Source organism: Curtobacterium phyllosphaerae (genome assembly GCF_049341865.1).
Taxonomy (GTDB): domain Bacteria; phylum Actinomycetota; class Actinomycetes; order Actinomycetales; family Microbacteriaceae; genus Curtobacterium; species Curtobacterium phyllosphaerae.
On record NZ_JBMPIU010000006.1, the window covers coordinates 1 to 21,690 of the forward strand.

General features: G+C 71.8%; 22 protein-coding genes. 13 read left to right on the forward strand and 9 right to left on the reverse strand.

Translation table 11 applies throughout. The features are described from left to right. Nucleotides 1-78: 78 nt before the first annotated feature. Nucleotides 79-261 (reverse strand): hypothetical protein, encoded by a 183-nt coding sequence (locus tag ACO0E0_RS11815; protein WP_422871626.1) that lies wholly within the window; start codon nt 259-261, stop codon nt 79-81. A 134-nt stretch (nt 262-395) separates the two neighbouring features. On the opposite strand from ACO0E0_RS11815, the gene ACO0E0_RS11820 reads away from it, so the two are divergent. Beyond that, on the forward strand, nt 396-1,265 hold the full coding sequence (locus tag ACO0E0_RS11820; protein WP_422871627.1) for an oxidoreductase: 870 nt from the start codon (nt 396-398) through the stop codon (nt 1,263-1,265). A 77-nt stretch (nt 1,266-1,342) separates the two neighbouring features. Here ACO0E0_RS11820 and ACO0E0_RS11825 read toward each other — a convergent pair whose 3' ends face one another. Beyond that, nucleotides 1,343-2,269: an aldo/keto reductase gene (locus tag ACO0E0_RS11825; protein WP_422871628.1), complete on the reverse strand. Its 927-nt coding sequence runs from the start codon at nt 2,267-2,269 to the stop codon at nt 1,343-1,345. Between the two features lie 121 nt (nt 2,270-2,390). Here ACO0E0_RS11825 and ACO0E0_RS11830 point away from each other — a divergent pair, with 121 nt between their 5' ends. Genes ACO0E0_RS11830 through kdpC form a run of 5 tightly spaced genes read left to right on the forward strand, consistent with a single transcriptional unit; the run spans nt 2,391 to nt 7,074 of the window. Continuing rightward, nucleotides 2,391-2,546: a hypothetical protein gene (locus ACO0E0_RS11830; RefSeq protein WP_422871629.1), complete on the forward strand. Its 156-nt coding sequence runs from the start codon at nt 2,391-2,393 to the stop codon at nt 2,544-2,546. Next, nucleotides 2,543-2,632 (forward strand): K(+)-transporting ATPase subunit F, encoded by a 90-nt coding sequence (gene kdpF / locus ACO0E0_RS11835; RefSeq protein ID WP_422871630.1) that lies wholly within the window; start codon nt 2,543-2,545, stop codon nt 2,630-2,632. Before ACO0E0_RS11830 ends, kdpF begins: the two co-directional genes overlap by 4 nt. Then, nucleotides 2,632-4,317 carry a potassium-transporting ATPase subunit KdpA gene (gene kdpA, locus ACO0E0_RS11840; protein ID WP_422871631.1) on the forward strand — a complete coding sequence of 562 codons (1,686 nt, stop codon included), beginning with the start codon at nt 2,632-2,634 and terminating at the stop codon, nt 4,315-4,317. Before kdpF ends, kdpA begins: the two co-directional genes overlap by 1 nt. Continuing rightward, complete coding sequence (kdpB, locus tag ACO0E0_RS11845) at nt 4,314-6,449, forward strand: potassium-transporting ATPase subunit KdpB (RefSeq protein WP_422871632.1); 2,136 nt, start codon at nt 4,314-4,316, stop codon at nt 6,447-6,449. Before kdpA ends, kdpB begins: the two co-directional genes overlap by 4 nt. A gap of 25 nt (nt 6,450-6,474) precedes the next feature. Further along, nucleotides 6,475-7,074 carry a potassium-transporting ATPase subunit KdpC gene (gene kdpC, locus ACO0E0_RS11850; RefSeq protein WP_422871633.1) on the forward strand — a complete coding sequence of 200 codons (600 nt, stop codon included), beginning with the start codon at nt 6,475-6,477 and terminating at the stop codon, nt 7,072-7,074. Nucleotides 7,075-7,106: 32 nt separating this feature from the next. On the opposite strand, the gene ACO0E0_RS11855 is transcribed toward kdpC, so the two are convergent. After that, nucleotides 7,107-7,790 carry an Abi family protein gene (locus tag ACO0E0_RS11855; RefSeq protein ID WP_422871634.1) on the reverse strand — a complete coding sequence of 228 codons (684 nt, stop codon included), beginning with the start codon at nt 7,788-7,790 and terminating at the stop codon, nt 7,107-7,109. Between the two features lie 245 nt (nt 7,791-8,035). On the opposite strand from ACO0E0_RS11855, the gene ACO0E0_RS11860 reads away from it, so the two are divergent. Together ACO0E0_RS11860 and ACO0E0_RS11865 are read left to right on the forward strand one after the other, a co-directional pair. Continuing rightward, a complete protein-coding gene (locus tag ACO0E0_RS11860; RefSeq protein WP_422871635.1) occupies nt 8,036-10,528 on the forward strand; it encodes an ATP-binding protein in 2,493 nt (830 codons plus the stop codon). Then, nucleotides 10,525-11,214, forward strand: coding sequence for a response regulator (locus ACO0E0_RS11865; RefSeq protein WP_422871636.1), 690 nt, complete (start codon nt 10,525-10,527; stop codon nt 11,212-11,214). Before ACO0E0_RS11860 ends, ACO0E0_RS11865 begins: the two co-directional genes overlap by 4 nt. On the opposite strand, the gene ACO0E0_RS11870 is transcribed toward ACO0E0_RS11865, so the two are convergent. After that, nucleotides 11,171-12,445, reverse strand: coding sequence for an acyltransferase family protein (locus tag ACO0E0_RS11870; RefSeq protein WP_422871637.1), 1,275 nt, complete (start codon nt 12,443-12,445; stop codon nt 11,171-11,173). The genes ACO0E0_RS11865 and ACO0E0_RS11870 overlap by 44 nt on opposite strands. A gap of 92 nt (nt 12,446-12,537) precedes the next feature. Here ACO0E0_RS11870 and ACO0E0_RS11875 point away from each other — a divergent pair, with 92 nt between their 5' ends. Next, nucleotides 12,538-13,374 (forward strand): alkaline phosphatase family protein, encoded by an 837-nt coding sequence (locus ACO0E0_RS11875; protein ID WP_422871638.1) that lies wholly within the window; start codon nt 12,538-12,540, stop codon nt 13,372-13,374. An 84-nt stretch (nt 13,375-13,458) separates the two neighbouring features. Here the strand turns inward: ACO0E0_RS11875 and ACO0E0_RS11880 are convergent, their stop codons facing one another. Next, complete coding sequence (locus ACO0E0_RS11880; protein WP_422871639.1) at nt 13,459-14,130, reverse strand: LuxR C-terminal-related transcriptional regulator; 672 nt, start codon at nt 14,128-14,130, stop codon at nt 13,459-13,461. 134 nt (nt 14,131-14,264) lie between these two features. Between ACO0E0_RS11880 and ACO0E0_RS11885 the strand changes: the two genes are divergently transcribed. After that, nucleotides 14,265-14,540 carry a GlsB/YeaQ/YmgE family stress response membrane protein gene (locus tag ACO0E0_RS11885; RefSeq protein ID WP_422871640.1) on the forward strand — a complete coding sequence of 92 codons (276 nt, stop codon included), beginning with the start codon at nt 14,265-14,267 and terminating at the stop codon, nt 14,538-14,540. A gap of 85 nt (nt 14,541-14,625) precedes the next feature. Here the strand turns inward: ACO0E0_RS11885 and ACO0E0_RS11890 are convergent, their stop codons facing one another. Together ACO0E0_RS11890 and ACO0E0_RS11895 are read right to left on the reverse strand one after the other, a co-directional pair. Further along, nucleotides 14,626-15,237, reverse strand: coding sequence for a TetR/AcrR family transcriptional regulator (locus tag ACO0E0_RS11890; protein ID WP_422871641.1), 612 nt, complete (start codon nt 15,235-15,237; stop codon nt 14,626-14,628). A 94-nt stretch (nt 15,238-15,331) separates the two neighbouring features. Continuing rightward, nucleotides 15,332-15,994 (reverse strand): hypothetical protein, encoded by a 663-nt coding sequence (locus ACO0E0_RS11895; RefSeq protein WP_422871642.1) that lies wholly within the window; start codon nt 15,992-15,994, stop codon nt 15,332-15,334. Between the two features lie 141 nt (nt 15,995-16,135). Here ACO0E0_RS11895 and ACO0E0_RS11900 point away from each other — a divergent pair, with 141 nt between their 5' ends. From ACO0E0_RS11900 to ACO0E0_RS11910, 3 genes are read left to right on the forward strand one after another with little or no spacing between them, the layout of a single operon-like run. Then, nucleotides 16,136-17,224 carry an alkene reductase gene (locus ACO0E0_RS11900; RefSeq protein ID WP_422871643.1) on the forward strand — a complete coding sequence of 363 codons (1,089 nt, stop codon included), beginning with the start codon at nt 16,136-16,138 and terminating at the stop codon, nt 17,222-17,224. A gap of 54 nt (nt 17,225-17,278) precedes the next feature. Then, nucleotides 17,279-17,929, forward strand: a complete 651-nt coding sequence (locus ACO0E0_RS11905) for a maltokinase N-terminal cap-like domain-containing protein (RefSeq protein ID WP_422871644.1) — start codon at nt 17,279-17,281, stop codon at nt 17,927-17,929. Nucleotides 17,930-17,957: 28 nt separating this feature from the next. Then, nucleotides 17,958-18,359, forward strand: a complete 402-nt coding sequence (locus ACO0E0_RS11910) for an endonuclease/exonuclease/phosphatase family protein (protein WP_479723450.1) — start codon at nt 17,958-17,960, stop codon at nt 18,357-18,359. 22 nt (nt 18,360-18,381) lie between these two features. On the opposite strand, the gene ACO0E0_RS11915 is transcribed toward ACO0E0_RS11910, so the two are convergent. Continuing rightward, a complete protein-coding gene (locus ACO0E0_RS11915; protein ID WP_422871645.1) occupies nt 18,382-19,140 on the reverse strand; it encodes a hypothetical protein in 759 nt (252 codons plus the stop codon). Between the two features lie 87 nt (nt 19,141-19,227). Further along, the gene (locus ACO0E0_RS11920) at nt 19,228-21,591 is read right to left on the reverse strand and encodes a PEP-utilizing enzyme (protein ID WP_422871646.1); all 2,364 of its coding nucleotides are present in this window, start codon (nt 21,589-21,591) and stop codon (nt 19,228-19,230) included. Between the last annotated feature and the right edge of the window lie 99 nt (nt 21,592-21,690).

The following is a 21,690-nucleotide window of genomic DNA, read 5'->3' on the forward strand; positions in this document are numbered from 1 at the left end:
ACAACACTGACCGGATCCACTCAAGCCACGGACTCACTCCCGCAGCCCGAGTGTCACCAACCTGATGGCTCAGTACACCTAGGCCGCGACCGGTGCTTCGTGCCGCGGCTCGACCCAGACGAGGGCGACGCCGACGCCGAGGACGTCGAGTGCCCGTCGTTCGGCGTCCTCGCGGTTGCACGCGCCGATCACGGCGACGGCCACGTCGTCCGAACCGGGCTCGGTGAACGCGACGGTCCACAGCGGGGTTGAGCTCTGCATGGGATCACCTTCTCGACGAGTGACGCGATGATGCTTCGGTCGTCGAGGTATTCGACGCCGAGCCCACGGCGGCTTGGTCGGCGGGCGGACGCGCACCGAGCTCCCAGCGAGCGCACACGGTGTAGGCAGGGCTCATGACGACACTCCCCGGTGGCACGCTGACCCTGGCCGACGACCTGACGCTGACCCGGTTCGGGTACGGCGCGATGCAGCTGAGCGGTCCGGGCGTGATGGGGCCGCCGGCCGACGTGCAGGGTGCGCAGGAGGTCCTCCGCGCGGTGGTCGAGCTCGGCATCACGCACATCGACACGAGCGACTACTACGGCCCCTTCGTGACGAACGAGCTCATCCGCGACACCCTGCACCCCTACCCGGCCGACCTGCACATCGTGACGAAGGTCGGCGCACGGCGGACCGCCCGCGGCGGGTGGCCATCGGCCCTCGGGCGGGACGACGTCCGGCAGGCGATCGACGAGAACCTCGAACACCTCGGGCTCCCGGCGATGGACGTCGTCAACCTCCGTGTCGGCGGCCAGGCGTCCCCGACCCCCGGGTCGATCGCCGAACCGCTCGAGGCCCTCGCCGAGCTCCAGGGCGAGGGGTTGGTCCGGCACATCGGGGTGAGCAACGTGACGCTCGAGCAGTTCCGCGAGGCGCAGTCCTACGCCGAGGTCGTCTGCGTGCAGAACAACTACAACCTCGCACACCGCGAGCACGACGACATCGTCGACGCCTGCGCCGAGGACGGGGTCGGGTTCACCCCGTACTTCCCGCTCGGCGGGTTCAGCCCGCTCCAGTCGGGGACCCTGGAGCAGGTGGCGGCGCGCCTGGGCGTGACGGGCCTCCAGGCTGCGCTCGCGTGGCTCATGCAGCGCTCGCCGACGATGCTGCTCATCCCCGGGACGAAGTCCGTCGCGCACCTGCACGAGAACGTCGCGGGCGCGGCGCTCGAGCTCCCGGAGGACGCGCTCCGCGAGCTGGACGCCATCGGCAACGCGTCCTGACCTTCCGGTGGGTGAGCAGGAATCGTCGGGCCGGGGACTCCGACCCGACGATTCCTGCTCACTCGCGAGCGAGCGCCCTACGGGACGAGGTGGCCAGCCGCCGTGAACAGGCGGTACCACTCCTCGCGGGACAGCCGGACGTCCGACCCCGCGGCCGACTCCTGCACGCGCCCCGGGTTCGTCGTCCCGAGCACCACCTGCATGTCGGCCGGGTGGCGGGTGATCCAGGCGACGGCGACGCCCGTCGGCGTGATGCCGTGCGCGGCCGCGATCTCGTCGAGCGCGTCGTTGAGGTCCGCGTAGTCGTCGCGGTCGCCGATGAACACCCCGTCGAAGAACCCCTTCTGGAACGGGGACCATGCCTGCAGGGTGATGTCGTGCAGGCGGGAGTAGTCGAGGATCCCGTTGTCGCGGTCGATCGACTGGTCGAGCGCGCCCATGTTCGCGGCGACCCCGGCGGCGATCAGGTTGGCGTGCGTGATGCTCAGCTGCACCTGGTTGAACGCGAGGGGCTGCTCGACGTGTCTCTTGAGGAGCTCGACCTGGCCGGGGGTGTGGTTCGAGACGCCGAAGTGCTTGACCTTGCCGGCCGCGTGCAGCTGCGAGAACGCGGACGCGACCTCCTCCGGCTCGACGAGTGCGTCCGGGCGGTGCAGGAGCAGGACGTCGACGTGGTCGGTCTGCAGCGCGGCGAGTGACTCGTCGACGGACTCCAGGATGTGCGACTCCGAGAAGTCGAAGTACCCCTGCCGGATCCCCACCTTGGTCTGGATGACGATCTGCTCGCGCTCCGAGGCGCTGAGCCCGAGTGCCGACCCGAAGCGCTGCTCGCACCCGTGCCAGCCGCCGTACACCGCGGCGTGGTCGAACATCGTGATCCCGGCGTCCCGGGCGGTCCCGACGAGCGTGCGGATGTCCTGGTCGGACATCTCGTTGATGCGCATCAGTCCGAGGACGATGTTCGAGGCGGTCAGGTCGGTCTGTGGCAACTCCAGTGTCTTCACTCCTCGATCCTGCCCCATCCCGCCGACAGCCGCGCATGTGAGCGGGACGCATGCGTTCCGCACGGCGGCGTTAGGGAACCGTCAGGACCGGCCTGGAGGCGCGGCTCCCGCAGGAGCATCGATGCAGCGTCCGCAGTCGGGACGCGGTCCGCGGCACCTCCCGCGGGTCACCTCGAAGTACTGGAGCTCCATCGTGTTCGACGTGTTCGTCGTCGTCGGCGTCCTCGCCCTGTTCGGCGTGGTCGCCCTCATCGCCAAGGGGGTGGAACGCCTGTGATCGTCGTCACCATCGCGGCCGCCGTCCTCGGTGTCGCCGCTGTCGGCTACCTCGTCGTGGCGCTCGTCCGCCCGGAGAAGTTCTGATGAGCGCTGCGGACACCTGGGCCGGCATCGCCCAGGTCGCGACCGTCGTGCTGCTCCTCGTCCTGGTGCACCGCCCGCTCGGCGACGGCATGGCGCGGATGTACACCTCGGTCCGGCACCTGCGGATCGAACGCGGCACGTACCGGCTGATCGGGGTCGACCCGGACGCCGAGCAGTCCTGGCCCGCGTACCTCCGGGGCATCCTCCTGTTCTCGGTGGTCGGCGTGCTGCTGCTCTACGCGATGCAGCGACTCCAGGCGGTGCTCCCCGCGAGCCTCGGGCTGCCCGCGGTCACACCGAGCCTCGCGTTCGACACCGCGGTCTCGTTCGTGACGAACACGAACTGGCAGTCGTACTCGCCCGAGGCGACCATGGGCATCACGGTGCAGATGGCAGGCCTCGCCGTCCAGAACTTCCTGTCGGCGGCCGTCGGCATGGCGGTCGCCGTCGCACTGGTCCGCGGGTTCGCCCGTCGCCGGACCGGCACGCTCGGCAACGTGTGGGTCGACGTCGTCCGGACCGTCTGGCGCCTGCTCCTCCCGGTGTCGTTCGTCGCCGCGATCGTCCTCGTCGCCGGCGGTGTCATCCAGAACCTGGCCGACCCGACCGCCGTGACGACGCTGGTCGGTGGGACCCAGCACCTGCCCGGCGGCCCGGTCGCCTCGCAGGAGGCGATCAAGATGCTCGGCACGAACGGCGGCGGGTTCTTCAACGCGAACTCCGCGCACCCGTTCGAGAACCCGCAGCCGTGGACGAACCTCGTCGAGGTGTTCCTGATGCTCGCGATCCCGTTCTCGCTGCCCCGCGCCTTCGGCACCATGGTCGGCGACACGCGGCAGGGCGTCGCGATCACCGCCACGATGGGCGCGATCTTCCTCGTCTCGCTGTCCGCGATGTCGATCGCCGAGCTCGCCGCCGGCGGGTCGGCGACCCAGGCGGCCGGTGCCGCGATGGAGGGCAAGGAGCAACGGTTCGGCATCCTCGGCTCGACGCTGTTCGCGACGGCGTCCACCGCGACCTCGACCGGTGCGGTGAACAGCATGCACGACAGCTTCACGCCGCTCGGCGGGATGATGGCGATGCTCAACATGATGCTCGGCGAGATCGCCCCCGGCGGTGTCGGGTCCGGCCTCTACGGGATGCTCGTCCTCGCCGTGATCACGGTGTTCATCGCGGGTCTGCTCGTCGGGCGCACGCCGGAGTACCTCGGCAAGCGCATCGGCTCCACCGAGATCCGGCTCGCCTCGCTGTACATCCTCGTGACGCCGGCCCTCGTGCTGCTCGGCACCGGCATCAGCCTCGTGCTCCCGGGCGTCCGGGAGCAGGTCATCGGCACGTCCCTGGCGAACCCCGGGAACCACGGGCTCAGCGAGCTGCTCTACGCGTTCACGAGCGCGGCGAACAACAACGGCTCGGCCTTCGGCGGGTTCACCGCGAACACGACGTGGATGAACTCCGCACTCGCCGTCGCGATGCTCCTCGGCCGGTTCGTCCCGATCGTGCTGGTCCTCGCGCTCGCCGGGTCACTCGCCCAGCAGGAGCAGGTCCCCGCGACGGCCGGCACGCTGCCCACGCACCGGCCGCTGTTCGTCGTCCTCCTCGGCGGCGTCGCGGTCATCGTCACCGCACTCACGTTCTTCCCGGTGCTGGCACTGGGACCCCTCGCAGAAGGACTCGTCAAGTGACCATCGTCGAACCAGAGCAGCAGGACACCGCGTCCGGGGTGCCGGAGCCGACCACGCGTCGGGCCGCGTTCGGACCACGGCAGCTGGTGGCGGGCCTCCCGTCCGCACTCCGCAAGCTCGACCCGCGCGTCATGGTGCGGAACCCCGTCATGTTCATCGTCGAGGTGGGCGCCGCACTGACGACGGTCACCGCCGTCGTGCAGCCGAGCGCGTTCACCTGGGCGATCGCCGTCTGGCTCTGGCTGACCGTCGTGTTCGCGAACCTCGCCGAGGCCGTCGCCGAGGGCCGCGGGAAGGCGCAGGCGGAGGCGCTCCGGAAGACCAGGAGCACCACGACCGCCCGCCGCATCGCCCGGTACGACGCCGTCGGGGACCCGGCCGCGCACGACGCCGACGTCGTCGAGGTGGCGAGCGTCGACCTGGCGAAGGGCGACCACGTGCTCGTCGAGGCCGGCGACGTGATCCCGGGCGACGGCGACGTGGTCGACGGCATCGCGAGCGTCGACGAGTCCGCGGTCACCGGTGAGTCCGCACCCGTGATCCGCGAGTCCGGTGGCGACCGCAGTGCCGTCACCGGCGGCACGCGCGTGCTCTCGGACCGGATCGTCGTGCGGATCACCTCGACGCCGGGCGAGACGTTCATCGACCGGATGATCCGGCTCGTCGAGGGTGCGAGCCGGCAGAAGACGCCGAACGAGATCGCGCTGAACATCCTCCTCGCGAGCCTGTCGATCGTCTTCGTGCTCGTCTGCCTGACGATGCAGCCGATCGCCGGACTCGTCGGTGCGACGGTCAGCGTGCCGGTGCTCATCGCGCTGCTGGTCTGCCTCATCCCGACGACGATCGGGGCACTCCTCTCCGCCATCGGCATCGCCGGCATGGACCGGCTCGTGCAGCACAACGTCCTCGCGATGTCGGGGCGCGCCGTCGAGGCCGCCGGGGACATCACCACCCTGCTCCTCGACAAGACCGGGACGATCACGTACGGGAACCGTCGGGCGTCGCGTGTCGTCCCGGTCGCCGGTGTGACCGAGGGCGAGCTGATGGCCGCGGCCGCGCTGTCCTCGGCGACCGACGGGACGCCGGAAGGGCGCTCGATCGTCGAGCTCGCCGCGGCCGCCGGCGCGACGACCGGACTGCCGACCGGGGCGACCGAGGTGCCGTTCACGGCGCAGACCCGGATGAGCGGGGTCGACCTCCTCGACGGCACGCAGGTCCGGAAGGGTGCGACCGCGCAGGTGCTCGCATGGGCCGGTGCCGCTCCCGGCGCGGGGGCGGCCGCCGGTGCGGACGGCGGCTCCGCCGCTGCCGACGTCGAGCGCGCCGTCGCCGAGATCTCCGACGAGGGCGGGACACCGCTCGTCGTCGCAGTCCGGGCAGCGTCGGGCGAGACCCGGCTGCTCGGCGTCGTCCACCTCAAGGACGTCGTCAAGGACGGCATCGCCGAGCGCTTCGCCGACCTGCGCGCGATGGGCATCCGCACCGTGATGATCACCGGCGACAACCCCCGCACCGCGTCGGCGATCGCCCGCGAGGCCGGTGTCGACGACTTCCTCGCCGAGGCCACCCCGGAGGACAAGCTCGCGCTCATCCGCAAGGAGCAGGAGGGCGGGAACCTCGTCGCGATGACCGGGGACGGCACGAACGACGCCCCGGCCCTCGCGCAGGCGGACGTCGGTGTCGCGATGAACACCGGGACGACCGCGGCGAAGGAGGCCGGCAACATGGTCGACCTGGACTCCGACCCGACGAAGCTCATCGACGTCGTGCGGATCGGCAAGCAGCTGCTCATCACCCGCGGCGCGTTGACGACGTTCTCGATCGCGAACGACGTCGCCAAGTACTTCGCGATCATCCCCGCGATGTTCCAGGCCGCGTTCCCGGGGCTCGCCGTCCTCAACGTGATGCAGCTGCACAGTCCGTCGTCGGCGATCCTCTCCGCGGTCGTCTTCAATGCGCTCGCCATCGTGGCGCTCATCCCCCTCTCGCTCCGCGGGGTCCGGTACCGGGCCGCGTCGGCGTCCTCGGTGCTCGGCCGGAACCTGCTCGTCTACGGACTCGGCGGCGTCCTCGTGCCGTTCGTCGGCATCAAGCTCATCGACCTCGTGGTCGGTCTCATCCCCGGGTTCTGAGCCCGGTCGTCGTCAGGAGTTCGTCATGGCCACAACACGTTCCACCGCCCGCACCACCTGGGTCGCGATCCGGCTCGCCGTCCTGTCCACCGTGGTGCTCGGCGTCGCGTACCCGCTCGCGGTCACCGGGGTCGGGCAGCTCGCGTTCCCCCACCAGGCGAGCGGCTCGATGGTCTCGTCGGGCGGCTCGGTCGTCGGGTCCTCGCTCATCGGTCAGTCCTTCACGGGGCGGTCCGCCGCGCGGTGGTTCCAGTCGCGTCCGTCCGCCGCGGGGGAGCACGGGTACGACGCGGCAGCCTCGTCCGGGTCGAACCTCGGCCCGTCGAACCCGGAGCTCCGGAAGGCGATCGAGGAGCGGCGCGCAGCCGTCGCCGCTGCCGACGGCGTCCCGGCGTCGTCCGTCCCGGTGGACGCCGTCACCGCATCGGGTTCGGGACTCGACCCCGACATCAGCCCCGCGTACGCCCTGCTGCAGGTCGACCGGGTGGCCGCAGCGCGAGGGCTGTCGGACGCGGCCGTGCGGTCGCTCGTCGACGAGCACACCCAGGGCCGGCAGCTGGGATTCCTCGGCGAGCCCCGGGTGAACGTCCTGGAGCTGAACCTTGCGCTCGCCGGGGCGCGATGAGCGGTCGCTCCGGTCGCGCCGCCGTGCGTCGCTCAGGGCCGGTCGCGGAGCAGCTCCGCGACGAGACTGCGGTGGCTGAGATCCGCCTCGGCCCTGGGATCGATCCGTCGCACCTGCGCCATCAGCCGACGGTGCTGGAGTTCCGGCCGACCGAGGATGCACTCGTGGTGCGCCACCCGGTTCCGGAACCGACGCAGGGCTTCGAGGGCGTCACGGATCTCGTCACGGTGCGACCGTGGCCCGTAGGCGGTGTGCAGGTGGGGACGCCAGATCGACCGCTCCAGGCGGTCACTCGTCAGCATCGTCCAGAACCCGAAGGTGAACTCGGCAACGACCTTGCCGGACGGCGGACGTCCACCGTCCGGAGCACGAGCGCGGTCCACCGCCTCGGCCACCCGACGGCGCGCGATCGCGTTGACGTCTCGTGGCGTTCCGCTGGCGCGGCTTCGTCGCATGTCGACGGGGAACAGCGCCTCGGTGGTCCCGGGTTCCGACCAATGCGAATCCCCGCCGATGAGCGCCCCCTGCAGGGCACGGTCGTAGGCGTTCCGCAGTCCGACCTCGAGATGGGCGAGGTCCTGCAGGAAGGCGCCTGCCAGCCTGGCGTTCCAGTCGTACAGGCGACGAGCTCGATCCTGGTCATGGCCGGCTGCACGGAGGTACCGCTCGAACCGGGCGATGCTGACCCACTCGACGAACCAGTCATCGGAGGTCATGGCAAGGTCACATCTGGTATACTGACCATGAAAGCCCTTGTGGACCTCTGTTCCATGTCGCTCGGGCCACGACAGGAAGCTCCGGTATTCCGCCTCGGCGGACCCGGAGCTTCTGCCGTCCCGCAGCCGACGCCGAGCCCGGCGGCACCTGCGCCAGTGTGGTCATTGCGGATGCTCGTCATGGTGTCCGGTAATGCATCACCGCGAAGCCGCCGCACGCGCCACGTTCACGGGATGATGGGCGCATGAGACACGGACGACTTCGGGTGCTGCTCGGCGCTGCTCCGGGCGTCGGCAAGACCGTGACGATGCTCGAGGAGGGCCGCCGGCTCCGGGACCAGGGTACGGACGTCGTCGTCGCCGTCGTCGAGACCCACGGTCGCGCGATGACCGCCGCGCTCGTCGACGGGCTCGAGGTCGTGCCGCGCCGCCACGAGGTGCACCGGGGCGTCACCCTCGACGACATGGACCTCGACGCCGTGCTGGCCCGCCGCCCGGAGGTCGCCCTGGTCGACGAACTCGCGCACACGAACGCCCCCGGCGGCCGGTACGAGAAACGCTGGCACGACGTGCAGGCACTCCTCGATGCGGGGATCGACGTCATCAGCACCGTGAACGTGCAGCACATGGAGAGCCTCGGTGACGTCGTCCGCGACATCACCGGCGCGGTGCAGCGCGAGACCGTCCCCGATGCCGTCGTCCGGGCCGCCGACCAGATCGAGGTCGTCGACCTGGCGCCCCAGGCCCTCCGCGACCGTCTCGCCGAGGGCCACGTCTACCCGCCGGCTCGGGTGGATGCCGCGCTGTCGAACTACTTCCGGCTCGGCAACCTCACCGCGCTCCGCGAGCTGGCGCTCCTGTGGCTCGCCGACGAGGTCGACGACGCCCTGAAGCGATACCGCTCCGAGCACGGCATCGACCACCGGTGGGAGACGCGCGACCGCGTGGTCGTCGCACTCACCGGCGGGCCGGAGGGGGAGACGCTGCTCCGCCGCGGTGCCCGGATCGCGGCGCGGAGCGCGGGCGGGGAGCTGGCGGCGGTGCACGTCACGACGAGTGACGGCCTGCGCGAACGGCATCCCGGCGCGCTGGCGGCACAGCGGGCCCTGGTCGAGCAGCTCGGCGGCACCTACCACCAGGTCGTCGGCGACGACGTCCCGACGACCCTCGTCCGGTTCGCCCGGTCGATCGACGCGACCCAGGTGGTGATCGGGGTCTCCCGCCGGAGCCGGATCGTCGCGGCGCTGACCGGTCCGGGCATCGGGACCACGGTCGTCCGGGAGTCCGGCGACATCGACGTGCACATCGTCACGCACGACCGGGCCGGCGGACGCTTCGCGTTGCCGCGGCTCGGCGGCGGGCTGTCCCGCGGCCGCGTGGTCGCGGCGTTCGTCCTCGCGCTGGTCGCCGGTCCGCTCCTGACGCTGCTGCTGTCGTCGATCCGGGCTCCGGGCACGATCACCGCCGAGGTCCTCGCGTACCAGTTGCTCGTGCTCGTCGTGGCGCTCGTGGGCGGCATCTGGCCGGCCGTCTTCGCAGCCGTGCTGTCCGGGTTCTCGCTCGACTTCTTCTTCGTGCAGCCGATCCACACGATCACGGTCCAGCAGCCGTGGCACCTGGTCGCACTGGTGCTCTACGTCCTGAGCGCCGTGCTCGTGAGCGTCGTGGTGGACCGGTCGGCGCGGCACTCCCGGACCGCCAGGCGTGCCGCCGCCGAGTCCGCGCTCCTGACCGGGATCGCCGGCAGCGTGCTCCGGGGCGACGACGCCCTCGACGCGCTCGTCGACCGCACCCGGGAGGCGTTCGGGTTCGATGCGGTGCGGGTCTCCGTCGACGGTGCGGTGGTCGCCGCGTCGGGTTCGGCGGAGGGCGGCGTCGCGACGTCACTGCCCGGCGGCGGCACGGTCGAGTTCGTCGGCGGCCGCACCGGTCCGGGCGAGCGTCGGCTCCTGGCGGTCGTCGAGCGGCAGATGGACGCCGCCCTCGAACACCGCACCCTCGCCCGGACCGCGGTGGACGCCGAGCGGATCGCCGCCGCCGACCGGGTGCGGAGTGCCCTCCTCGCCGCGGTCGGGCACGACGTCCGCCGTCCGATGGCCGCCGCGAGCGCGGCCATCGGAGGGCTCCGCGTCGCCGACACGACCCTGTCGGACGCGGACCGCGACGTCCTCCTCGAGACGGCCGACGAGAGCCTCCGCTCGCTCGCGACGCTGCTCGGCGACCTGCTCGACGTCAGCCGGGTCCAGGCCGGTGTCCTCGCGGTCACACCGCAGCGGATCGCGGTCGAGGACGTCGTCGCGCCGGCGCTCGACGAACTCGGCCTGGGCCCGACGGACGTCGACCTCGACCTGCCCGCCGACCTGCCGGAGGTCGACGCCGACCCGGTGCTCCTGCAGCGCGTGGTCGTCAACCTCCTCGCGAACGCGGAGCGGTTCTCACCGGACGGTGCACGCGTCCGGGTCGCCGCGAGCGCCTTCGGCGACGTCGTCGAGCTGCGGGTCGTCGACCGCGGTCCGGGCATCGCCGCAGACCGCCGCGACGACGTCTTCATGCCGTTCCAACGACTCGGCGACACCGACAACGACACGGGGCTCGGGCTCGGTCTCGCGCTCGCCAAGGGGTTCACCGAGGGCATGGGCGGCACGATCGCGGTCGACGACACCCCGGGGGGCGGTCTGACGGTGGTCGTCGCACTGCCGGTGACCGGGTCGGGAGCACGGACGGAGGGACCGGCGTGAAGGTCCTCATCGCGGACGACGACCCCCAGCTCGTCCGGGCGCTCGTCGTCACGCTCGGCGCCCGGGGCTACGACGTCGTGACGGCTCGGGACGGTCGCGCGGCGCTCGACGCGGTCATCACCGAGCGGCCGGACATCGTGATGCTCGACCTCGGCATGCCGCGGCTCGACGGCATCGGCGTCCTCGAGGGCATCCGCGCGTGGTCGCAGGTACCGGTCCTGGTGCTCTCCGGGCGGACCGACTCGTCCGACAAGGTCGACGCGCTCGACGCCGGCGCCGACGACTACGTCACCAAGCCGTTCCAGATGGACGAGCTCCTCGCGCGCCTCCGTGCGCTCGGGCGTCGGCGGACGGTGGCGGCCGACGTCGCGCCGGTGGTGCGGATCGGGGAGCTGCTCGTCGACCTCGCCGCCAAGCAGGTCACGCGGGCGTCCGGGCCGGCCGGCGCGATCCGACTGACGCCGACGGAGTGGCGACTGCTCGAGGTGCTGCTCGCGAACCCCGGACGGCTCCTCACCCGCGAGATGCTCCTGACCGAGGTGTGGGGACCCTCGCACGGCGGGGACGCCGGCTACCTGCGGCTGTACGTCGCGCAGCTCCGCAAGAAGCTCGAGCCGACGCCGGCCGAGCCGCGGTACATCGTCACCGAGTCCGGGATGGGGTACCGGTTCGAGCCCGAGGGCTGAGGTCCGCTCGGTCGGGTCCGGCCGGGAGGCGCGGGGCCGGTTCGACACGAACGGGGGCGTCCCGCAGACGCTCGGCCTGGTGCACCGTCACGGACGCCCAGCGTCCGACCGTCCGGGCGATGCGCTGCGACGGACGCTCCACGGCGATGTACATGCCCTGCGCGACCACGAGGCTCAGCGCGACGGCGACGAATGCTGCCGTCCACCGTTGGTCGGCCGGGAACAGGAATGCGATGCCGACCACGATCGGGAAGTGCACCAGGTAGAGCGAGAAGCTCACCCGGCCGAGCCACTGCAGGGGTCGGATGCCGAGCGCGCGCCGGGCGGCGGGCCAGAGCCACGCGACCAGGACGAGCAGGAACGCCCCGGGGACCCGCAGCGCCAGGGTGGACTTGCCGAAGATGGCCGACAGGTGCGCGTCGGCGAGCACCGGTCGGAGCGACCAGTGCATCGTCAACAGGACGACGGCCGCGACCGCAGCGAGCGTCCACCACAGGGGCGACCACCGGAGCCCGGCGAACCGTGCCCCGAGATCCCGCACCACCGGCTCGTTCGCGGCGAGGAGTGCTCCGAGCGCGAAGGCGGGCAGGTACGAGGCAGCGTCCGACCCGATCACGTACCCGGCCATGCTCAGACCGGTCAGCGCCACGAGCCACCCGGCCGTGACCCGACGGCTGAGGAGCCCGATGACCACCGCGACGGGCAGGAGGAGCGAGAACCACGTCTCCCACGTCAGCGACCACAGCGGCGGGTTGATGTCCGGGTACTTCTTGCCGAACAGCATCCCGGTCGCCGCGAGGAGGGCACCCGGGGACGTGTCCGGGTCCCCCTGGTCCGCCAGCCACCCGGTCGCCGCCGACGCGTGTCGCGGGAGCACGACCCCGAGACCGACCGCGAACAGCACCGAGGCGAGCGCCGGCAGCACGAGGCGCGTGATCCGCCGCGGGTAGTAGGCCACCCAGTCGTACCGGGGTCGCTGCAGCACGGAGCGGGTGAGCACGAAGCCGCTCAGGACGAAGAACACGAGCACGAACTCGGGCCCGGCGACCAGGATCTTCAGCGGGCTCTCGGTCGCCCACCAGCCGATCGACCACGGCTCGACACCGCGGCTGGACCCGTACGCCCGCGCGATCGCCGGGATGGACATCGAGGCGTGGTGGAGCAGCACGACACCGGCCGCGAGACCGCGGAGCGCGTCGAGCGAGTCGAGTCGTCGAACCTGAGCCACCATGTGGCCGTCAACGGTAGCCACGCCACCTTGGAGCCCAGTCCATGCGGACATCCGGTCACCGACCGTTCACGCGCGGCCCGTACGGTCGGCGCATGACCACGCGCAAGGTGATGCTCGTCGGCATCGACGGGCTGCGGATCGACGACGCACTCCGCCCCGGTGCGGCCCCCCGACTCGCGGGGTTCGTCGACGCCGGGACGATCACTCCGCTGACGATGGAGGTCCCGACGATCTCCGGACCCGGGTGGTCGTCGCTCCTGACCGGGGCGACGCACGCCGAGCACGGCGTGGTCGACAACACCTTCTCCGGCCACACGCTCGCCCCGGACGCGGACTTCCTGAGTCGCGCCGCCGCCGACCAGCACCGGACGACCTTCGCTGCCGCCGGGTGGCCGCCGCTCGTCGACCCCGCGGGACCCGGTCCGGTGATCGCCACGCGTGACGACCAGCGCCGCAGCGGCCAGCACGTCGTCGTGGTCCGCGACGGCGAGCTGTACGGGCACCGGGTCGTGGACGGCGAGATCACGGCGGCCGGCGTGCTCGCGATCCGCGAGTGGGGCCCCGACGCCGCGTTCGTCTACCTCGGCGGGGTGGACGAGGCCGGCCACCTGTACGGCGGGACGTCACCCGAGTACGCGGCCGCGATCCTCCAGGCGGATGGCCGACTCGGCCGCCTGCTCGACGCGATCCGGGTCCGGGTCGCCCGCGACGACGTCGACGAGGACTGGCTCGTCGCGGTCACGACGGACCACGGACACCTCGACGAGGGCGGGCACGGCGGGGCGGAGCCGGTGTTGCGGCGGTCGTTCCTGGCGCTCAGGCGGCTCGGGAGGCTCGGTGCGCCCGGTGCCGCGCTCCCGGTCCCCGCACCCACCGGACTCGAGCCGTGGGACGTCCCCGGCGTGCTGCTGGCGCACCTCGACGGGTGACCCGGGCGCGCGTCGACTGACCCGGGTGCGCATCGGCGGACGATGCACCGGCCCGGCCCGGACCGGCCACGACCGAGCACCGGGTCAGGGCCCGCCCAGCCAGTGGTCGATGCGGTCGTGGTCCGGGGTGAAGCCGTTCGCGACGCCCCACAGCACCGCCTGCGTGCGGCTCTCGACGCCGATCTTCCGGTACACCGACCGGATGTGCGTCTTGACCGTGTTCGGGCTGAGGTAGGTCAGGCTCGCGACCTCGGCGTTCGACTTGCCCTGCGTGATGAGCGCGAGCACCTCGGACTCACGGTCCGTGATCCCCTCGATCCGGCCCGGCCAGTCGAGTCCCGGTGCACTCGGCACGCGGCCCTCCGCCGGGCTGACCACGACCTCGCCCGCGGCGACGCGTTCGAGTGCCTCGACGAGTGCGCCGGCCCCGAGCGTCTTTGCGAGGTACCCGTGGACGCCCTGCGCACACGCCGCGTCGACGAGCTCGGGCTGCAGGTTCCACGTGTAGACGACGACGTGCTGCGCCCGGGGGTTCCGGACGAGCCCGGCGATCTCCTGCAGGTCGGACTCCGGCTGTGCGAACGAGTCGTACAGCACGATGTCGATCTCGTCGTCGAGCGCGGCGTTCGCGTCGATCTCCGACACCACGATCCGGTCGCGGTACTGGTCGAACATGTGGGCGAGGCCGGTGAGGACGACGTCGTAGTCGTCGACGAGCGTCACGGTGAGGGGTCGGGTCCGGACAGGCGTCGGCATGCCACCAGCATCCCACCCCCAGGGGTGATCCGCTTCACCCCCTGGGGTGGGAGGGTCGTACCCAGTCGCCGTTCCCGGTGGCGTCCCTCGCCCGGTCGGCTCGCGTCGACCGTGCAGACAGAAGGAGTCATCCCATGCTCGGACTCATCATCAGCCTCATCGTCGTCGGCCTGATCGCCGGCGCCGTCGCCCGCCTCGTCGTCCCCGGCAAGCAGCACATCGGCATCCTCATGACGATCGTCCTCGGGATCGTCGGGTCGTTCGTCGGCGGGTTCCTCGGGTTCCTGATCTTCCAGCACGACCCGATGGACGGCTTCTTCCAGCCCGCCGGCATCATCGGCTCGATCATCGGCGCGATCATCGTGCTGCTCATCTACATGCGCTTCGCCGGTCGCCGCGCCACGCGCTGACGCACGGACCACGGACGGGAGGCGCGATGCCAGCTGGCATCGCGCCTCCCGTCCGTCGTGTCCGCGGCCGCGGACCGGTCCCGACCTACTCGACCCCCCACTCGCGGACGAGCATCCCGAGCGCGTGGTCGAACGCCTGGAGCAGGTCCATCCGGGGCCGGAGCAGCGCCTGCATCCGGAACCCCTCCCAGAGGGCGACGATGGTCTCGGCAGCGCGGACCGGGTCGAGGTCGAGCGGCAGCCGGCCGACCGCGATGTCGTGCTCGATCCCGGTGATGATGATCTGGTGGTAGGCCTCGTACCGCGTCTGCAGGTACGCCGACGTCGGGTGGGTCGGGTCGGCGGCCTCGGCGAGCACGGAGAGCAGCATGCGCGGCAGCATCGGCTCCGCCACGGTGTCCTCGACGAGCCGCCGCATGTAGATGAGGATGCCTTCGTCACGGGCGATGTACGCGAGCCCGCCCGTGCGCTGGTTCTGCCACGCGTTCACGGTCGAGAGGATCAGCCCCTGCCACGACGGGAAGTGCTGCTGCACCACGTCGATGGTGACGCCGAGCTCGTCGGCGATGTCCTTCACCGTGGTGCGGCGGTAGGACTGGCGCGAGAACACGTCGATGGCGGCGTCGATGATGTCGACCCTCGCCCGGACGTGGTCCTCGGTGGCCGGTGCCGACGCGATCGCGTCCGGTGCGTCCATGGTGTTCCTCCGGTCGGGTTCGTTCCATGGAACACGCTCGCCGGCCCCGGAGGGTAGCGCCAGTTCTGGGGGTCCTCCGGATCGGGACGCGTCGTCAGGCGACCGGGACGGTCATCGCGAGCGTCTCGACGGCACCCCGGTCCATCCGCTGCGCGAACGACGTCGCACTCCGGAACGGTCGGAACACCTCGTCACGACCGTCGACGACGAGCACGAGGTCCGCGGTGCGCTGCAGGCTCCGACGGCTCGGCACGGCGACGGCCCGGGTCACCTCGGTCCGGACCCACGACGACTCGGGGACGTCGGCCCGCGCGTTCGCCCACACCGACACCGTGCCGTCGCGGAGGACGAGCGACCGGGTCGTCGCGCGGACACCGTGCCCGACCGTGACGACGAGGGCGTCGGGGAACCGGTGCCGCAGCCGGTGGTCACGGACGATCCGGGGGATGCTCGCGACCACGATCGCGATCACCAGGATCGCGAACGCGGCGGCGACGACGAGCGCGTTGCCGGCCGCGCGCATCCGGCCGGTCTCGCCGGCCACCAGCATCCCGGCGACCGCGAGCAGGAGCAGCACGATGGCGACGGACCCGCTCGGGGTGAGCGGGAGCCCGCGGCGCCGGTCGGCCGCACCGCGGCCGGGCACGGATCGGTGGTCGCTGTCGGATCGGGGGTCGGTGTCGGGACGGGCGTCGGTGTCGGGACGGGCGTCGGCCCGGAGGCTCGGCACGGGTCCGGTCATCGGCTCACTGCTCATGGTCGGACCGTAGCGGATCAGCGCGTGCGGACGCCTCCCCCCAAGAGCGGGGACCGGGGTGCGGGGACCGGGTGCGGGGACCGGGTCGCGAGTTCCGCGTGTCGTGGAATGGAACGCCCGGGGGTCCGGTTGGACGGCACGATGAACCTCTTCGACTCCGCCGCACTCGGCGACCTCCAGCTCCGCAACCGCATCGTCATGGCACCGCTCACCCGCACGCGGGCCGGCGCCGAGGGGATCCCGAACGACCTCCTCGTCGAGCACTACTCCCAGCGCGCCGGCCTCGGGATGATCATCACCGAGGGCACCTGGCCGATCCAGGAGGGTCGCTCCTACCCCGGCCAGCCCGGCATCGAGACGCCGGAGCAGATCGCCGGCTGGAAGCGCGTGACCGACGCCGTGCACGCCGAGGGCGGCACGATCGTCATGCAGCTCATGCACGGTGGCCGCGTGTCCCACACCGACATCTCGAAGACCCCGCGCATCGTCGGCCCGAGCGCGATCGCCGCCCCCGGCGAGACCCACACCGCGGACGGCAAGGTCGCGATGCCCGTCCCGCACGAGCTCTCCACCGACGAGGTCCGCGGCGTCGTCGCGACCTTCGTCCAGGCTGCGCGCAACGCGATCGAGGCCGGGATGGACGGCGTGGAGATCCACGGCGCGAACGGCTACCTCGTCCATGAGTTCATGTCGCCGGTGTCGAACGTCCGCACCGACGAGTACGGCGGCTCCCCCGAGAACCGCGCCCGCCTCGCCGTCGAGGTCGTCACCGCGGTCGCCGAGGCCGTCGGCGCCGGTCGGACCGGCATCCGGCTCTCGCCGTCCCACAACATCCAGGGCGTCCTCGAGGAGGACGACGCGGACGTGCGCGCGACCTACACCGCGATCGCCGCGGGCATCGCGCCGCTCGGCATCGCCTTCGTCGACGTCCTGCACGCCGAGCCCACCGGGGAGTTCGTCCAGCACGTCCGCCGGACCGCCGGCGCCCCGTTCATCGCGAACAGCGGGTTCTCCTCCGTGACCACGCGGACCGAGGCGCTCGGACTCGTCGCGGACGGCTTCGCGGACGCGGTCGCCGTCGGTCGCGCGGCCATCGCGAACCCGGACCTCGTCGCCCGCTGGGAGCAGGACGCCGAGGAGAACACCCCGAACGCCCAGACGTTCTACGGGGACTCCGCCGAGGGCTACACGGACTACCCGACGCTCGACGAGGTCCGCGTCAGCGCCTGACCGCTCTCCGCCGAGACGCCGAGGGCGGCCACGCGACGCCGGTACGCTCCGGGGATGGCACTCCTGCACCGCTCGACCATCGTCCCCGGCAAGCTCGAGCTCGCCGCACCGTGGCTGGCTACCCAGCCCTGGTGGCCCGGCGGGTCCGCGACGGCGCTCGTCAAGCGGGGCGCGTTCCGGCTGGACGACCCCGACGGTCAGGTCGGCATCGAGGTCATGCTCGTGGCGACCGCCGACGGGGCGCTCCTCGTCGTCCCGCTGACCTACCGTGACGCACCGCTCGTCGGTGCCGAGGCCGGTCTGCTCGGCACGATGGAACACTCCGTCCTCGGCACCCGCTGGACCTACGACGCGGCCGTCGACCCGGTGGCGCTGACCGCGCTCGCCGAGACGGTGCGGACCGAGGGCGCCGCCGCGCGCGAGATGGTCGACGGACCGGACGGTCCGGCGGAGCGCGAACCGTCCGTCCGTGCCCGCGGTGTCGTCCGGCCGGGAGGCGCGGTCCCGGTGGTCGGGATCGGGGCGGCGTCCGAGGTGGTCACGTCCTCCGACGCGGTCGCGACGACGATCGTCGTCCCCGGCGCCTCCTTCGTGCTCCGCCGTTCGCTCGACGCGGCCTGGACCCCGGACGTGGCCCCGGGCCTCCTGGCCGTGTCGTGGGGCACCGCGGCGGACGTGCCGATCCTGGCGGTGTCGGCGGTCTGACCCCGGGACCTGCCGGTACGGTCGAACGGTGTCGAGCACTCCTCCGCCGCTGACGGTGATGACCTACAACATCAAGAACCCGGACCCGGCCCACCACTGGGAGCGGCGACTCCCCGAGCTCATCGTCCGGCGGCTCGGCAGCGTGGACGGGCCCGTCGTGGTGACGGGCGACTTCAACGAGGGCGCCGGTCGCGGAGCGGCGACGCAGCCGTTCCTCGACGCCGGGTTCGTCGACGCGTGGACGGCCGTCGGCGCGAGCGACCCCACCTCGACGTTCAACGACTGGCAGCCTCCGGCGGCGGACGGCGAGCGGATCGACTGGATCCTCACGAGGGGGACGGACGCCGTCCTCGGGGCGTGGATGGACCACGACGACCCGACGACCTGGTCCGCGAGCGACCACTTCCCGGTGGTTGCCTCGATGCGCTGACGCGACCGGGGTCGGCCGCCCGTCAGCAGTCGGCGGCGGAGTGCACCGGCATCGGCGACCCGAGCACGGCGACGGTCGTACCGGTGGTGATCGCGCTGACGCCGTTCACCCCACCCGCGTCGCCCGCGCCGCTGCCCGAGGACCACCCTCGTTCGAGCACCACCTGCCAGTTCTCGGCGCCGTCCGAGCCGTAGGACTCCTTGTCGGTGTCCGGTGTGGCGCCGATCCGAGCGGCGATGTCCTGACCGACCGCGACGCCGTCCGGGCCCTGCAGCCGGATCTCGGCGCCTGAGCGCGACCGGACCGAGGCCGCGAGGATGCGGACGTCGTAGTCGTTGCCGACGCCCGACCGTTGCGCGAGGTCGACGACGCGGATCGCGCCGCCCCAGGTGTACGAGGTGCTCGCCGGGACGCAGTGCCCGCCGTCGCCGATCGTGGTCGTGGTGGTCCGCGGACGTCCGAGGAGCCGCGTCAGGAGCGCGACGGTGCCCTTCGCGTCGCGCATCGACGCCGTCCGGAGTGCGTCGTGCCGACCGGTGAGCATCAGCTGTTCGGCATCGAGCTGGATCGTGTCGACGAGCCGCAGCACCTGGCGCTCACGGGCGGCCGCGGCCGCCGACGCGGAGGCGTCCGGCTTGCCGGACTCCGGCGCCACGCCGCGGCTCGCGGTCCGGACGTCGGCGTCGCCGCCCGCGGGCACGGTCGCGACGCCCGTCGCAGTGCAGCCGCTGAGCAGCAGCACGACCGCGACGAGCGTCGGGACGAACAGTCGACGGGCCACCACCCGACGGTATGACGCCTTCCCACCCGACGGCAGGGCCGTTACCGAATCGGTTCACCCCCGTGGCCGGTTCGTGACCTGAGCGCCCTACTCGTCGTCGTCCGTGCGGACACGCCCGAGCGTCGCGATGAGGTCCTCGTGCAGCTCCATCCAGACGTCGTGGTAGGAGCCCGAGAGCGGCCGGGCGAGTGCGTCCCGGTCGCCGGACCGGAACCCGGCGATCGCCGCCTCGAACCGGTCGCGGTACCGGTCGAACCGGGGGTCGACCGCGACCAGCTCGGTGAGCACGCCACCGATCTGCTCGTGCACGGAGTCGAGCAGCGCGTCGACGGACGCCCCGCCCTGCGCGTCCGTGATGAGCTGCTTGAAGTCGCGGTTCGGGAACAGGAACGACTCGTAGACGCCGGTGATGGTGGCGCGGTCCGCCTTGGCGAGCCGGTCGTCGGCGAGGAGCACCGACCGCGCGCGGCCGGCCGGGGTGAGCGCGTGGAGCGCACGCTTGCCGCCGGTCACCTGGGTGTGTCCGCGCTCGTCCGTCCCGGCGAGCGTCGCGTCGATGACGGCTTCGGACAGGCCGGTGCTCTCGACGATCTGCTCGGTCGTGGCGAAGCCGCGGACCCGCAGCGCCTGGAGGACCGTGAACTCCGCGCCGTCGGAGGCGATGTCGTCCGTCGTGTGCTCCGAGACCTGGTGCGCCCACGAGCCGGTGAGGAACAGCCGCGGGATCATTTCGGTCGCGAGCCCCGCGACGATGGTGTCGTAGCACGCGGCGACCGCGGGGTGGATGTCGAGGAAGTCGTGGTGCTCGGTGAGCTCGTCGACCATGCCGGCGGCTCGGGCGAAGGGCAGCGCGAACCCGGCCGTGTAGGTCATCGCACCGGCCTCGATCTTCTCGCGCTTGTCCATCGTCGCGATGCGGCCGTAGAGCGCTGCCGACTGCTGCTCGGCCTGCGTGCGGATGCGGTTCATGTCGTCGAGGTCGAGCGCGACGACGTCGGACATCGGCGCGTCCCATGTCGGGCGCGAGTAGGCGGCGACGTGCGTGATGTACGGCACGTAGTTCGCGGGCTTGGTGAACACCGTCGAGATGTCGACCACCTGCACGTCGAGGCCGGAGTCCGGTCCGAAGAACATCGCCGTCGTGACCGACCAGGGCAGCGGGGACGCGGGGTCGTTCCAGTGCCAGGCCGGCTCGTTCAGGAAGATGTCGCGCACGAGCACGAAGCCGCCGTCGTCGGTCGGGTACGGCCCGTGGTCGGAGACGCCGAGGCGGTTGTCGAAGTGGAGCAGGAAGCCCATCAGCTCCGAGGCGCCCTGGAACCGCTGGAACGTCGACCGGTCGGCGTCGGCGGCGAGTGAGAGGCGGTCCTCGGTGAAGCGGTCGATCCAGTCGCGGTCGAGCACCTCGGCCTGGTAGCCCTTCATCGAGGTGAGGATCGGGCCGTTGCCCCAGAAGCCCTTGTACATGCGGCGGACGACGCCGAACGCGTCGCGGATGCGGTCGCCCTTGTAGTCCTCCTCGTGGAGGTTCAGCTCGAGGGCGATCCCACGGCCGAAGGACGGCGCGGTCGCCATCGCCCAGATGTGGAGCATGTTGACCTTCGTGCCGATCTCGCGCTTCGCGACCGACGCGATGTCGATGACGCCCTGCTTGCCGACTCGGTCCTCGATCGCCCGGAGCCACTTCGGGTGCATGAACCAGCAGTTCATCAGGCCCATCGCCTCGTACTCCTGGCGCGGGATGAGGCCGGACTCGCCTTCGGTGGCGCGGGAGGCGAGCGCGTCCCACTCGTTCCACGTGTAGTAGCCGATCGCGTCGTTGACCTCCTCGCGAGTGAGGTCCGGGAGCGCGTCGTCGTCGACGAAGAGGACCTTCGTGGTCATCTTCTCCTGCATGATCCGGTCGCCCTCGAGGCCCTTCGGCACGACCCCGCCGAACTTCTCGAGGAGGAGCATGATCTGCGCGAGCTGCTCCTCGCTCATCGCGGGTGCGGCGCTCTCCGGTGCGGGCGAGTCGTCGACCGGGGCGCCGGTCTCGACCGACACGGTGCCCTGCGGACGCTCCCGGACGTCGAGGCGGATGCGCACGCCGTCGGCGGGGATCGTCTCGCCGCGGCCGGTGCGGACGCCCTTGTCGAACGCGACCGACATGACCGCGGGGATGCCGTACTCGCGGCAGAGGATGCCGAGGTGGCTCTCCGGTGCGCCCTGCAGCGTCACGACACCGCGCACACCCGCGTTGAGCGCCATGGTGAGGAAGGTCGTCGTGCCGCCGCGGGAGATCACGACGACGTCGGACACGTCGGCGTCGTCCGCCACGAAGGCGATGACGTCCTCCGGGGTCTCGAGCCACTTCACGACGCCCTCGACCACCTCGTCCGTCTCGTACACGGTCAGGCCGGTGCCGACCTGCTCGAACGTGGTGTCGTGGTCGGCGATCTGCTGGGACATTCGTCCTCCGGATGGTCTGGGCGCGCCGGTGCGCTCGAGGGTGGTCTGCGAGTCATCCGGACCTCGACCCCTGTCGGATTGGTCGACGTCGGACTCGCT

What these genes read in the sequence shown, in the direction of transcription:
- kdpC (WP_422871633.1), top strand. Translation starts at nt 6,475, where the DNA reads ATGGCCACAACACGTTCCACCGCCCGCACCACCTGGGTCGCGATCCGG.
- ACO0E0_RS11855 (WP_422871634.1), bottom strand. Translation starts at nt 7,790, where the DNA reads ATGACCTCCGATGACTGGTTCGTCGAGTGGGTCAGCATCGCCCGGTTC.
- kdpA (WP_422871631.1), top strand. Translation starts at nt 2,632, where the DNA reads ATGAGCGCTGCGGACACCTGGGCCGGCATCGCCCAGGTCGCGACCGTC.
- ACO0E0_RS11870 (WP_422871637.1), bottom strand. Translation starts at nt 12,445, where the DNA reads ATGGTGGCTCAGGTTCGACGACTCGACTCGCTCGACGCGCTCCGCGGT.
- ACO0E0_RS11920 (WP_422871646.1), bottom strand. Translation starts at nt 21,591, where the DNA reads ATGTCCCAGCAGATCGCCGACCACGACACCACGTTCGAGCAGGTCGGC.
- ACO0E0_RS11885 (WP_422871640.1), top strand. Translation starts at nt 14,265, where the DNA reads ATGCTCGGACTCATCATCAGCCTCATCGTCGTCGGCCTGATCGCCGGC.
- ACO0E0_RS11900 (WP_422871643.1), top strand. Translation starts at nt 16,136, where the DNA reads ATGAACCTCTTCGACTCCGCCGCACTCGGCGACCTCCAGCTCCGCAAC.
- ACO0E0_RS11875 (WP_422871638.1), top strand. Translation starts at nt 12,538, where the DNA reads ATGACCACGCGCAAGGTGATGCTCGTCGGCATCGACGGGCTGCGGATC.
- ACO0E0_RS11880 (WP_422871639.1), bottom strand. Translation starts at nt 14,130, where the DNA reads ATGCCGACGCCTGTCCGGACCCGACCCCTCACCGTGACGCTCGTCGAC.
- ACO0E0_RS11830 (WP_422871629.1), top strand. Translation starts at nt 2,391, where the DNA reads ATGCAGCGTCCGCAGTCGGGACGCGGTCCGCGGCACCTCCCGCGGGTC.
- ACO0E0_RS11860 (WP_422871635.1), top strand. Translation starts at nt 8,036, where the DNA reads ATGAGACACGGACGACTTCGGGTGCTGCTCGGCGCTGCTCCGGGCGTC.
- ACO0E0_RS11905 (WP_422871644.1), top strand. Translation starts at nt 17,279, where the DNA reads ATGGCACTCCTGCACCGCTCGACCATCGTCCCCGGCAAGCTCGAGCTC.
- ACO0E0_RS11820 (WP_422871627.1), top strand. Translation starts at nt 396, where the DNA reads ATGACGACACTCCCCGGTGGCACGCTGACCCTGGCCGACGACCTGACG.
- ACO0E0_RS11890 (WP_422871641.1), bottom strand. Translation starts at nt 15,237, where the DNA reads ATGGACGCACCGGACGCGATCGCGTCGGCACCGGCCACCGAGGACCAC.
- ACO0E0_RS11815 (WP_422871626.1), bottom strand. Translation starts at nt 261, where the DNA reads ATGCAGAGCTCAACCCCGCTGTGGACCGTCGCGTTCACCGAGCCCGGT.
- ACO0E0_RS11895 (WP_422871642.1), bottom strand. Translation starts at nt 15,994, where the DNA reads ATGAGCAGTGAGCCGATGACCGGACCCGTGCCGAGCCTCCGGGCCGAC.